This window comes from Eubacterium maltosivorans, assembly GCF_002441855.2.
In the GTDB taxonomy this organism is placed as follows: domain Bacteria; phylum Bacillota; class Clostridia; order Eubacteriales; family Eubacteriaceae; genus Eubacterium; species Eubacterium maltosivorans.
The window spans coordinates 1,986,622-1,999,620 of sequence record NZ_CP029487.1 but is presented as its reverse complement, the minus strand read 5'-3'; the positions used below and the strand labels follow the sequence as shown (position 1 = coordinate 1,999,620).

Genomic DNA, 12,999 nt, shown 5'->3' with positions numbered 1-12,999 from the left:
ATCTTTAATATGATAATATCATTTTGAGATTTATAGTTTAGATCTTAATTTTAAAAGAAAGGAGGGAGTAAATGACATATAAAAAAATGGCATTCAGTTTTTTAACGGTATTTTTATTGCTTTTTGGGTGCTTTGCAACACTTTTTCCTATAAAGGCTGCAACTCCGGTAATTGTAATTAATCCAGGGCATTTGGTTGGACGAGATTCAGGAGCGGTAAATAATAATACTAAAATCAAAGAAGCGGATCTTAATGCAGCTTTGGCAGCCAAGACGGCGGAAAAGCTTAAATCTATAGGATATGAAGTTTATTTAACACATCCAGTTAACGGTTGTTCGATTCCTGCATTACTGACAACTCAGCAAGTTAATGAAGGCTATGATTCTGACAGCTCATTAAAAACGATTGGTGATGCAATTAATGCAAAAAATCCTGATTTGGCGATTAGTCTACATCACAATTCTGGTGGAAGCGCAAGTGGATATGAATTTTATTGGAGCAGTTACCGTGCGGGTATTGACAATAGTGGTGTATATAAAAAATATGGTCTCTGGGGTAATGGCGACTATGCATGGTTGGATGAAACACCATGTGAATCAGCAGTAAGATCAAAGGAATTTACTGGATTACTGGAGAAAAATTTTAGTGGTATTGGTATTCCATTTAGAAATACAATTGAAAGAGATGATTATATCCCTGCTCATACAACTTGTCCTTCTGTCTTAATAGAAGCTGGTTTTGTTTCTAATGATAATGAATCAAGAAAGTTAGCAGATGAGTCCTATCAAAGCAATGAAGCAACACGCATTGTGAAAAGCATAAATGATTTTTTTGGATACAAACCGAACGCAACAGTTCAGGAGATTTCATTTTCCAATGTGAAGAATAATACTTTCGACATTATAATAAAAGGGTTCAAATCACCTTATGATTTAAGTGGCATCACAGTTCCTGTATGGAGCGAAGTGAACGGCCAGGACGACATCAAGTGGTACTGGGCAGAACGGCAGTGGAACGGCGACTATAAAGTGACCGTCAACATTAAAGATCATGGAAATGATACAGGCACTTACAATGTACACGCCTATGCGGTGGACACGGCGGGAAATTTCCAGATGTTAAAGACAGCAAGTGTTATCGTGCCAGAAGCGAATCCAGGAAAAATAACCGCAGAAGAACTGAATGTAAGTGAAGTGAAAAATGGCCAGTTTACGGCAACCATCAGCAAAGTGAATGTACCGAATGGTATGGGATTAAGTGGCATCACAGTTCCTGTATGGAGCGAAGTGAACGGCCAGGATGACATCAAGTGGTACTGGGCAGAACGGCAGTGGAACGGCGACTATAAAGTGACCGTCAACATTAAAGATCATGGAAATGATACAGGCACTTACAATGTACACGCCTATGCGGTGGACACGGCGGGAAATTTCCAGATGTTAAAGACAGCAAGTGTTATCGTGCCAGAAGCGAATCCAGGAAAAATAACCGCAGAAGAACTGAATGTAAGTGAAGTGAAAAATGGCCAGTTTACGGCAACCATCAGCAAAGTGAATGTACCGAATGGTATGGGATTAAGTGGCATCACAGTTCCTGTATGGAGCGAAGTGAACGGCCAGGATGACATCAAGTGGTACTGGGCAGAACGGCAGTGGAACGGCGACTATAAAGTGACCGTCAACATTAAAGATCATGGAAATGATACAGGCACTTACAATGTACACGCCTATGCGGTGGACACGGCGGGAAATTTCCAGATGTTAAAGACAGCAAGTGTTATCGTGCCAGAAGCGAATCCAGGAAAAATAACCGCAGAAGAACTGAATGTAAGTGAAGTGAAAAATGGCCAGTTTACGGCAACCATCAGCAAAGTGAATGTACCGAATGGTATGGGATTAAGTGGCATCACAGTTCCTGTATGGAGCGAAGTGAACGGCCAGGACGACATCAAGTGGTACTGGGCAGAACGGCAGTGGAACGGCGACTATAAAGTGACCGTCAACATTAAAGATCATGGAAATGATACAGGCACTTACAATGTACACGCCTATGCAGTGGACACGGCGGGAAATTTCCAGATGTTAAAGACAGCAAGTGTTATCGTGCCAGAAGCGAATCCAGGAAAAATAACCGCAGAAGAACTGAATGTAAGTGAAGTGAAAAATGGCCAGTTTACGGCAACCATCAGCAAAGTGAATGTACCGAATGGTATGGGATTAAGTGGCATCACAGTTCCTGTATGGAGCGAAGTGAACGGCCAGGATGACATCAAGTGGTACTGGGCAGAACGGCAGTGGAACGGCGACTATAAAGTGACCGTCAACATTAAAGATCATGGAAATGATACAGGCACTTACAATGTACACGCCTATGCGGTGGACACGACAGGAAATTTCCAGGTGCTAAAAACTATAGAGATTGAAGTACCAGAAGAAAATAACGCTGCAGGTTTAACATCCATTATCGGAAACGGCACTGTAAGAGTCGAACAATTAGTTTATTTATACAATTCCTCTGGACATGATTTTCCATCATATTACACAGAAAACGGCCGTAACGTAGACATCAACCGTTTCGCACAACTTTACATCGAAGAAGCAAACGCCGAAAATATCCGGGCAGACGTAGCTTTTGCTCAAGCCATGAAAGAAACCGGTTGGTTAAAATTTGGTGGTCAAGTAAGCATTAGTCAATTCAATTTTGCTGGTCTTGGGGCCACAGATGATGGCGCTGCGGGCATGAGTTTTGCTCAGAAATATGGCGATAATGAAAATGGTATCCGCATGGGAATTCGTGCGCAGATACAACATTTGAAGGCTTATGCATCAACAGAACCTTTAAATAATGCTTGTGTTGATGAAAGATTTAACTTGGTTAAGCGTGGCTGTGCCCCATATGTTGAATGGTTAGGACAAAAAGAAAATCCTAACGGATATGGATGGGCAACTGGAGCAAACTACGGCCAGGGAATTATTGACATTATGAACAGAATTTCATAAATTAAACAAAAACCTGTAAGACGTCAAAATCTTACAGGTTTTATTTTTAGTCAAAGCATCGGATCAAGTACTAAGCCTATCTATTTTTTAAAAGAGTGTTAGTTAAGAGTATAACACAAAGATTTATAATGAAATAAAAAAGGTTAAAGATTATTTTAGAGAAATAGTTACTGATGTAGATTAGATTTTGCAGATTCGTTTTTAGATATCAAAGATTTCAATCTGTGGATAACCCTGCACTCAGGAATAAGTATATATATAATAATATATTATTTATAATATTATTAATGGCGGACATCTGTGACCGCGATCTTGCCGCTATTTTGGCGATTTTGGCATTATCGCGGACAGATCTGTCCGCTTTATAATTTTTGACGCCAGTTATCCACAAAATCCTGGAAAATAAAAATACATTCAAAATACCTGAATTAAGACGAGTGAGAATCGAAAAGGAACAGAATCATTAATAGAAGATAAAAATCGCTGAAATGCATGTTTATGTTTGAAATTTGATGATGCATGGTTATGGGTTAACATACAAATGATAAAGATCAGTAAAAGATCAAGAATCATCATCACAGATTTTAAAAACAAGGGGAACTGTTTTTCGAAACAGCAGAAAGCAGGAAGCGATCCCCTTTATTAATATATAATAATATATAAAAATTATAATGTTATAGTTATTTATGTCGACACAGGTGTCGGTGATTTCGCGTCCATTTTCGCTTTTTTGCCCAAATTGCCGCCATATATGACGGTTACGCCTGTGGATAACTTTTTATCCACAGGTAAAAAATAAAGCTTATTACATTAAAAATATCCATTTAGAATTTTATTGCATCCTTTATTTATCTAGGATATGATAATACCATGGAGAATGTATATGAGTAAAGAAATATCAGTTGTTATCCCTAATTTTAACGGGGAAGCGTTTTTGGAAAATTGCCTCAATAGTTTGGAAGAGCAGTCTTTCAAAGATTTTGAGATCATCATTGTTGATGACTGCTCAACCGACGATAGTCTCACGATTTTAAAAAATCATCCGGAGATTCGGCTGATCCTTAATGAAAAAAATTCTGGCTTTGCGGTTTCCGTGAACAATGGCATTCGCGCTGCCAGGGGCAGGTATGTGCTGCTGTTAAACAATGATGTGGTGGTGGCAGATGATTTTGTTGAAAAGCTCCATCAGGCCATTGACAAGGATGAACGGATATTTTCCGTTTCTTCACGGATGATTCGCTATTATGAACGCGATAAAATTGATGATACCGGAGATTTTTATAATATCTTGGGCTGGGCTTATAAACGAGGTGATGGGAAGAACGTTTCCCGATTATTGAAGCCAACCAGTGTTTTTAGTACCTGCGCTGGCGCCGGCATTTACAGAAAAAGTATTTTTGATGCGATCGGCTTGTTTGATGAGCATTATTTTGCCTACCTTGAAGATGTGGATGTCTCTTATCGTGGACGTATTTACGGCTATAAGAATCGCTATGAGCCATCTGCTATCTGCTATCATATCGGCAGCGCGACAACGGCGGATGGCAATAAGTATTCAGAATTTAAGGTTAAAATTTCGGCCAGGAATAACATCTATACTGCTTATAAAAATATGCCATTTTTACAGCTGGTGATAAATTTTATTTTTTTAGCGTTGGGTTTTTTAATTAAAGGCGCCATGTTTTCAGTGTCGGGATATGGAAAAACTTATTGGTCTGGTATTAAAGAAGCGTTTTTAAGTTTAAATAAAGTTCGGAAAACACCCTTCAAAATGCGCCATATTCTTAACTATATCAAGATAGAGGGGATGTTACTCTGGAATGTATTCCGATATTTATTTGAAAAAATATCGAAGTAAGGCAATTGGAAGATGCAAATTTGTTACATTTATGATATACTGTTAAAATTGACAAGAAGTATGTACGAATGGAGCATTTATGGATTTATCGATTATTATTGTTAATTATAAAACAGAAGAATTGACCACGAATTGTTTGGCTTCAGTGTATGAGAGCCATTTGCAGGAGGTCGACTTTGAGGTGATCGTCGTGGACAATGCTTCTTGTGACGGCAGTATCGAAGCCGTTGAAAGGAAGTTTCCACAGGTGAGTATCATTAAAAACAAAGAAAACCTGGGTTTTTCAAAGGCGAACAATATTGGGATTCACAAAGCAAAGGGAGATTATATTCTTCTGTTAAATTCAGATACAATCGTCGAGCCGAATACACTTAAAAAGTCATTGGAGTTTATAAAAGCGAGACCGCAGGTGGGAGCGTTAGGATGCAAGGTACTTCTGGAAAACGGCCAGCTAGACGCGGCGTGCAAGAGAAGCTTTCCAACACCGGCAAACGGCCTATACCATTCGCTTAAGCTGGATAAACGCTTTCCCAAAAGCCAGCGGTTTGGTGAATACAATTTAACCTTTGTTAATCCAGATAAAATATGTTCAGTTGACTGCGTGATGGGGGCGTTTATACTTGTTCCCCGGAGCGTGATCGACCGTGTCGGACTGCTGGACGAGGACTATTTTATGTATGGTGAAGATATTGACTGGTGCTACCGCATTAAGCAGGCTGGATATCAGATCATTTATTATCCGGAAGTACGCATATTTCATTATAAAAAGGCCAGTGGGATCGGAAAACGTAATCCTAAGGTAATCAAAGCATTTTATGATTCTATGATTATTTTTTATAACAAACATTACCAGGGAAAATACAGTAAAATTACGACAGGTACGGTATTTCTTGGAACTAAAATAATGAAAAAAATTGCATTGGCAAAAAACCGATAATCTTAAAAGGAGATAGAAGCTATGATAAAAAGTAATCAACATTTTTTTAATTTTCTGCTGGTTGTTTTTGATGCTGTTGTCGTCAGCGTCGCGCTTCTTCTGGCCTGGTATATTCGGTTTGTCTCCCCGTTTTTTACGGATGGTGTGCGCACAATGCATTTCGAGGCTTATGTTGGCCTGCTGATTTTTATCATACCTGTCTACCTGATTTTGTTTCTTATTTTTGGCTTGTATAAACCGTATCGAAAGCAACGCTTTTTTAAAGAGTGCCAGGAAATTATATTATCCAATATAATTGGGATTTTAATTGTAATGGCAGTTTTATATACAGAGAAGAGTATTCACTTTTCAAGATATATGCTTGGACTATTCTTCCTGTTTTCCATTGTAATCATGTCTCTGGAGCGGGGCACCATTCGAAAAATGCTCCGAATGATGCGTGAGCGCGGTTACAACATTAAGTATATTATCATCGTGGGAGCTGGTGCCCTGGGACAGGCTTTTGCGGATAAAGTATTAGGAGACCGGCAGCTTGGCTACAAAATTTGCGGCTACGTTGACGATTATTATCCGAAGAGTGATAAAAATGGTTTACCTATTTTGGGAACCACAAAAGAAATGAATGATATACTGGAAGAATTTCGTGTGGATGAAGTCATTATTGCGCTGCCAAATACCAGCTTTAAGCGCATCAATGATGTGATCGACAAATGTGAGTATCAGGGTATAAAAACACAGGTTATCCCAGATTATTTTAATCTGGTTCAGGGCTCCAGACCAGCTTTTGATGAGCTCGATGGCATCCCATTGATCAACACGCGGTATATACCGCTGGATGAGCCCTTTAATAAGTTTGTCAAAAGGGCGCTGGATATTCTTTTGTCCGGTACGTTTTTAATCGTCTTTTCATGGCTTTATCTGATTTTAGCGATTTTGGTCAAAGTAACCTCTCCAGGGCCTGTTATTTATAAGCAGATCCGCGTGGGCATGAACCGGAAGGAATTTTATATCTATAAATTCCGATCAATGCGAAATGATATTCCAGAAAAAGGCGATAAGCTTTGGACTACTGAGGATGACCCGAGAAAGACGAAATTTGGCTCCTTTCTCAGGAAAACAAGTTTGGATGAGATACCGCAGTTTTTTAACGTGTTAAAGGGCGATATGAGTATTATCGGTCCGAGACCAGAGCGTCCGTTTTATGTGCAGCAGTTTAAAGATGAAGTGCCCAAGTATATGATTAAGCATCATGTAAGGCCGGGAATTACCGGCTGGGCCCAGGTAAACGGCTGGCGAGGCGATACTTCGATTGCGGAGCGGATTAACTGTGATATTGAGTATATTGAAAACTGGTCGCTGTGGCTGGATGTGAAAGTGTTTTTTATGACGTTTGGGGCGTTGGTTAAGAATGCTTATTAGATTTTAAAGGAGAGAGTGTTTGCATTCATGTTTATTGTAGTATTTATAGTCTATTTATTTTGTAGTGTTGGGGGGTTAACGTTAGTCAAAATTGGAGCAGAAAATAATGCTTTAGTGGTTAATTCCAGTTTTTTTAATTTATCTTTATCATATACAACTTTAATAGGATTATGTTTATATATTATTAGCTTTTTATTATGGATTTCAATTGTGCAAAAATTTGATTTGAGTTATATACAACCTATTGCTCTAGGGTTATCAAATATTTTGATAATTATGGCTTCAATCTTTATTTTGAAAGAACATATTGGAAGTTTTCAATGGATTGGGATTATTTTGATTTTGGCTGGCGTTGTATTTATGAATATTAAACCTAGTTAAATGAAAGGTTATGGGGTTATGTAATGATAAAAGTGCTGGTAATTGTTCCTGCTTATAATGAGCAGGATTCGATAGAGAGTGTGATTGAAAATTTAAAGGAAATTACTATTCCAAATATTAAATTAGATTATGTTATTATTAATGACTGTTCAATTGATAATACAAAAAAAATATGTTTAGAAAAAAATTATAATTTTATTGACTTACCTGTTAATCTGGGGATAGGTGGAGGCGTTCAGACTGGTTATAAATATGCCGTGGAACAAGATTATGATATTGCAATTCAAATGGATGGAGATGGGCAGCATGACCCATTCTTTATAAAAAATCTTATCGAACCGATTATCAACAATCAAGCGGACATGGTCATTGGCTCTAGATTTATTACGAAAGAAGGTTTTCAATCTTCAGGTGCGAGGAGGATAGGAATAAATATGTTGAGAATATTAATTAAATCGTTGAGTGGTAAAGAGATAAAAGATACAACAAGTGGATTTAGAGCAACGAATAAAGCCTTAACTACGTTTTTTTCTATGTATTATGCATCAGACTATCCTGAACCAGAAGCAATTATTGCTGCTACTTTAAACAATTTTACTATTAAGGAAGTTTCGGTTGTAATGTCTGAAAGAAAGGGAGGAGAATCTTCAATAAAGGCATTTAAATCAGTTTATTATATGATAAAGGTCTTTTTAGCAATTATTATTTGCCGACTAGGTTCTTTTAGAAAAGGAAAATAACAATGAATATAACACTAAGGATTTTTCTGGCGATTGCGATTATATTTTTTCTATTCATAATTATTAATTTATTAAGAAAACAAAAGTTGAATTTACAATATTCTTTAATTTGGTTGTTTTCTGTATTTGCGCTGTTACTGTTAATTACCTTTCCTGAAATTGTTTATTGGATATCACGTATAGTAGGGATTGAAACACCAGTAAATGTAGTTTATGTTATTGAAGCAATGTTTGTATTATTGATTTTGTTATCTATCACAATTATAATATCAGATTTAAATGAAAAAAATAGAAAAACAATTCAAGCATTAGCTATATTGGAAAAAAGAGTTAGGGAATTAGAAATAGAAAAAAATAAATCAAAGATAATAAAGAAAGGTTGATTATAAAAATTAAGAATGTAGGAGCGAGTTGATAAATTTAAATTTTATCACATTGGAGAATGAGTAAATAATTCTTTGTTTTTAAAAATATAATGTGATTTGATATAGTATTGTCTAAAACTTTCTTATTAAGATACAGCAACTTGACTTTGTGAATCAAATGGTAGTTTGTTTATTTTTTGTTTACTTGTGCTTTGGGGATAATGTTTGATAGTTTTTAAGATAAAATGAACTTATTTTATTACAAACGAAATGAAATCGAAAAGGAGAGAAAATGAGAAAGAATATTTTAAGAAAAAATATTTTATTAGTTATTATTGTATTTTTTGTCTCACTTTTAATTGAAATATTCGGTTTTAATTATCGATATTTTTTTCTAAATGAAAATCAAAAAGGTATAATTGAAATTTGTGATAGTGATATTAAAACTAATAATATTATATTTGATAGTGGATATATAGCTACGAATACACAAAGCAGTATTACAATTGAGAATTCGAAAAGTATCGACATATTAAGATTAAAAATTATTTTAGACAAAAACTCATCTGCATTTGAGATAAGAACTCAATACCCAGATACTAAAAAAAACGAACGAAAAATTAATTTAGCAGATCCTCTCTACAATGATCAGGTGTTTTTAAAAATTGATAGCAAAGTACATCCGACAATAGAACTGAATTTTAATGAATATTTAAAAAATAATTTAGAGACATCAGTTCATATTTCGCGTATTGAAATTGATAATCAATTTTATTTTGATTGGAGCCGCTTTTTTTTACTGTTTTCAATTTTATATGTGTTGTTAGTTTTAATTTTTAATTTTAAATATTTTATATTAAAACTGCACATTACTTTTTTAATTATTGCAATTATCTTCGGAATTAATATAGTTATTACAATGCCTACCTACTTTTCGTTTGACGAAAGGGAACATTTTGTTAAGGCATATCAAACAGCATCTTTTGATTTTGGAATAGAAAAAAATAAAGAAATATATTGGCCAGAGAATATAGAGCGTTTTTTTAGTTTTAATGGAATATCTACATCTTTTGATACAACAGAAGAAAGAAACAACTATTACGACTTATATAAAAAAAATGATTATGAAACAAAGAGGTATTATGATACAACTGCAAAACCATATTTGCCAACCGCTTATGTACCTGCGGCGATAGGAATTTTTTTAGGGAAATTTTTGTCTTTACCTTTTATCAACGTTTTTTATTTAGGAAGATTGTTTAATTTGATTGCATATTGTTTGGTCATAAGTATACTTATAAAACAAACGTTAATAGGTAAAAGACTTATTTTTCTTTTAGGTTTATTACCTGGAATGTTGTATTTAGCATGTTCATATTCTGCAGATCCAGTTACATATAGCTTTTCGCTTGCTACAGTGACGATATTTATCAACATGTTTTATTCAAATAAAATTACGACTAAAAAATTAGTTTTATATCTATTAGCTTCAAGTATAATGATAACGGGTAAAATAACGTATGCGCCATTGGCACTGTTGTTTTTAATTTTACCTAATAAAAACATGCCTATAATAAAGAAGAATATTAGTGTTTTTAAAAATGGCTTTGCTCTCAAATTTTTGATGCTGTTAGTACTAGGATGCGTAATTACAGTAAATACGCTGTATTCTTCGTTTAATGGTTTAGCACAATGGGTCATAGAAGGTGTAAGTGTAGAAGGACAGATTAATTTTATTATTACTCATATTTTTACTTATGCAAATATTTGTTTGAATTATGTCTTAAAAAGTCTACCGTCTTATTTTGAAGGACCAATCGGAAATTTTGCATATAGCGGAACGTTTTCCTCAGGAATAAGTTATATTGTTACGTTTTTTATGCTTGTTTTAGCTGTAGTAGACAATAATGAACTTCCTAAAAATATGGGAATTAAAAATAAAATTTATTTATTATTTTGTGTTTTGTTATCTTGGGGATTGGTGATTACGTCATTGTATATAACATTTACTCCAGTGGGGTCTCTTACAATATCTGGAGTGCAAGGAAGATATTTTGCACCGTTGCTCTTTCCGTTATTGTTACTTTTTAAAACAAATAAAATAAAAAATACATTTAAAGAAGTCCATATTAATGGATTTGTTATTTGCCTTTGTACATTTCTTTTGCTGTTGTTGTTATTTAAATTAGTGAGTGGATATCTTGTTTAATTAGACTTTTTTGAAAAGGATTTATGAACATACAGTGTTGATTATTTTATTTGAAAGTTGTAATACCTTAAAACTGTACTTAAACTAATATCAATATAGTTATAATCATCTTTTTGTATTGTGCCATTTTAACATCTTCAAGGCATTGTTTGAGGGCAACGGGTTTTAAAAACTGATTAGCAATTCAAAATTAGTCTGTATTTTGAACTTCGAATGCTTTTATCAATTTAGTTAGTTTAGTTGAATTTTTGTACCCTATTTAGGTAGTTGCTTTTTAAAAAGTAAAAATCTTTTAATCAGTTTTTGTTTCTTTTTTAAAAAAATTTTGGGGTAAAGTTGTGGAAAATAAAATTAGTAAATGATTTAAAGTGCGTTTTTAGCTATGGAATCAGATATAGCAATAAAATATAGAGAGTTTATAGGCTGGGAGGATTGAAGTGCTTTATAATAAAAATAATAAAGCTGATTATTATGTTTTTTGTTTTATAATGGTTTTATTTTTTATGTTTTTGTTACTACAATATAGAAATGTTTTTATGTATTTTGATGATTATGGATACGTTACACTATCTTATGCGGTGCAAGTGCCAGGAATAGAAGGTACGAATTATTCGTTAGCTCAGTTGTTTGAATTTTTAAAATTACATTATAATGGATGGGGGGGGCGAGTTTTTGCATATTTTTTAGAAATAATACTACTTAAAAACGGTTTATGGATAATGCGTTTATTTATGTCTTTTGTTGTTTGTGGATTGTTTTACATTATCCATTATTATGTATTAAAAAGTGGCGGAAAAAAAATTCCATTGGCTTATTCAGGAATATTAGCATGTTCTTTATTTGGTTTTATTCAAATAGATGTATTAAGAGATTCATTTTTCTGGTTTATAGCAGCAATGGTATATTTGGTTCCAACTATTTTATTTCTTATTGGGTTTATTTTTTATATAAAAATAAATATAAAAGAAAGAAGTAGAGATAATATAGCTTATAAATTAATTTCTTTTTTATGTTTTTTGCTTCTATCAAGTTCTCAAGAACAATTAGGTGGAGCATTAATCGTGACATTTATTTTCATATTATTATTAAAAAAGCTGTACTTTAAAATAAGAATAGAAAAATTTGATATAATCAGTCTTTTAGGAATTTGTGGAGCATTCTGTTTTTTGGTCTTTTCGCCAGGGAATAGATTGAGGCTTTCAGTAACAGAAACTTCAAATGGGGGTGAGATATCATTTTTGGATAAATTGTTACTAAATTTTGAAGGAGTTGCTAAATTATTCTTTTCTGATAGCTTTTACTTATTTTTGCTATTAGTTTTAATTACTACATTAGTTATTTCAATATGCCTTATAAAAAGGAAATGGGGACTAAAATGTGTTAATTATTTTTATTGTACATTAAATATTATAATTTTTATTTTAGTTTTGAAAACAAACGGCAATCTCTACAGTTTGACCGAAAATACTACGCATACAATAATACTAAATATAACATTAATTTTATTTGTTTTACTGACGTTTATTCAAATAGAAACGTATTATATTTTAGAAAAAAAATTCATTATTGTTATATCATTTATGTTTGGATTTATAACTGTTGGAGCATTAATAGTGTCTCCAACACTTACATTAAGATCGTTTGCGCCATTTATGTTAATATATTTTATTGTAGCACTAGATGTTTTTGTGAAAATAGTTTATCATATAAGAAGAAAAAAAATTCAAGTTGGTTTTATTGGAGTCATAGTAGCGATTTCTATTTTTAGTCTATTGCCAGTTTATAATGGATACGGAATAAATAGCCGAGTTTTAAAATATAATGAACAAATTTTGCTTGAAGCTAAGGAAAAAGAAAAAACAAATTTTAGAATTGATTCAATAATTTTATGCAAATTAAAGGATGATCTTTATGGATATGTAATGCCTTATTATTATGATAATGGGGTTACTAGTGCTATGAAAATATATTATAGTCTTCCAGAATCAGTTTCCTTTGAGTGGATTGATCCTGACTTGATCCTGATAAATTGATCAAAAAACTTAGAACATATACTTTTGTAAAAAAAGATAAAATTTTTAAACTTTTAAA

At 33.6% G+C, this 12,999-nt stretch carries 9 protein-coding genes; all 9 read left to right on the top strand.

The window, feature by feature from the left end; translation table 11 throughout:
- Positions 1-71 precede the first annotated feature (71 nt).
- The 9 genes from CPZ25_RS09660 (at position 72) to CPZ25_RS09620 (ending at position 12,941) form a co-directional block, all read left to right on the top strand.
- Positions 72-2,999, top strand: coding sequence for a GBS Bsp-like repeat-containing protein (locus CPZ25_RS09660; protein ID WP_138721008.1), 2,928 nt, complete (start codon positions 72-74; stop codon positions 2,997-2,999).
- Positions 3,000-3,882: 883 nt separating this feature from the next.
- Positions 3,883-4,857 carry a glycosyltransferase family 2 protein gene (locus CPZ25_RS09655; RefSeq protein ID WP_096920333.1) on the top strand — a complete coding sequence of 325 codons (975 nt, stop codon included), beginning with the start codon at positions 3,883-3,885 and terminating at the stop codon, positions 4,855-4,857.
- 79 nt (positions 4,858-4,936) lie between these two features.
- Positions 4,937-5,794 carry a glycosyltransferase family 2 protein gene (locus tag CPZ25_RS09650; RefSeq protein WP_074617454.1) on the top strand — a complete coding sequence of 286 codons (858 nt, stop codon included), beginning with the start codon at positions 4,937-4,939 and terminating at the stop codon, positions 5,792-5,794.
- Between the two features lie 21 nt (positions 5,795-5,815).
- On the top strand, positions 5,816-7,213 hold the full coding sequence (locus CPZ25_RS09645; RefSeq protein ID WP_096920332.1) for an undecaprenyl-phosphate glucose phosphotransferase: 1,398 nt from the start codon (positions 5,816-5,818) through the stop codon (positions 7,211-7,213).
- A gap of 27 nt (positions 7,214-7,240) precedes the next feature.
- Positions 7,241-7,594, top strand: a complete 354-nt coding sequence (locus tag CPZ25_RS09640) for an EamA family transporter (RefSeq protein ID WP_096920331.1) — start codon at positions 7,241-7,243, stop codon at positions 7,592-7,594.
- Positions 7,595-7,617: 23 nt separating this feature from the next.
- Entirely contained in the window at positions 7,618-8,334 is a 717-nt protein-coding gene (locus CPZ25_RS09635; protein WP_096920330.1) for a glycosyltransferase family 2 protein, read from the top strand.
- Between the two features lie 2 nt (positions 8,335-8,336).
- The gene (locus CPZ25_RS09630; protein WP_096920329.1) at positions 8,337-8,717 is read left to right on the top strand and encodes a DUF2304 domain-containing protein; all 381 of its coding nucleotides are present in this window, start codon (positions 8,337-8,339) and stop codon (positions 8,715-8,717) included.
- A gap of 274 nt (positions 8,718-8,991) precedes the next feature.
- Complete coding sequence (locus CPZ25_RS09625; RefSeq protein WP_096920328.1) at positions 8,992-10,908, top strand: DUF2142 domain-containing protein; 1,917 nt, start codon at positions 8,992-8,994, stop codon at positions 10,906-10,908.
- A gap of 437 nt (positions 10,909-11,345) precedes the next feature.
- Positions 11,346-12,941 carry a DUF6056 family protein gene (locus CPZ25_RS09620; protein ID WP_096920327.1) on the top strand — a complete coding sequence of 532 codons (1,596 nt, stop codon included), beginning with the start codon at positions 11,346-11,348 and terminating at the stop codon, positions 12,939-12,941.
- Positions 12,942-12,999 lie beyond the last annotated feature (58 nt).

Excerpts from the sequence above, each read along its gene's own strand:
- CPZ25_RS09635 (WP_096920330.1), top strand. The coding sequence starts at position 7,618 with ATGATAAAAGTGCTGGTAATTGTTCCTGCTTATAATGAGCAGGATTCG.
- CPZ25_RS09630 (WP_096920329.1), top strand. The coding sequence starts at position 8,337 with ATGAATATAACACTAAGGATTTTTCTGGCGATTGCGATTATATTTTTT.
- CPZ25_RS09655 (WP_096920333.1), top strand. The coding sequence starts at position 3,883 with ATGAGTAAAGAAATATCAGTTGTTATCCCTAATTTTAACGGGGAAGCG.
- CPZ25_RS09650 (WP_074617454.1), top strand. The coding sequence starts at position 4,937 with ATGGATTTATCGATTATTATTGTTAATTATAAAACAGAAGAATTGACC.
- CPZ25_RS09625 (WP_096920328.1), top strand. The coding sequence starts at position 8,992 with ATGAGAAAGAATATTTTAAGAAAAAATATTTTATTAGTTATTATTGTA.
- CPZ25_RS09640 (WP_096920331.1), top strand. The coding sequence starts at position 7,241 with ATGTTTATTGTAGTATTTATAGTCTATTTATTTTGTAGTGTTGGGGGG.
- CPZ25_RS09645 (WP_096920332.1), top strand. The coding sequence starts at position 5,816 with ATGATAAAAAGTAATCAACATTTTTTTAATTTTCTGCTGGTTGTTTTT.
- CPZ25_RS09660 (WP_138721008.1), top strand. The coding sequence starts at position 72 with ATGACATATAAAAAAATGGCATTCAGTTTTTTAACGGTATTTTTATTG.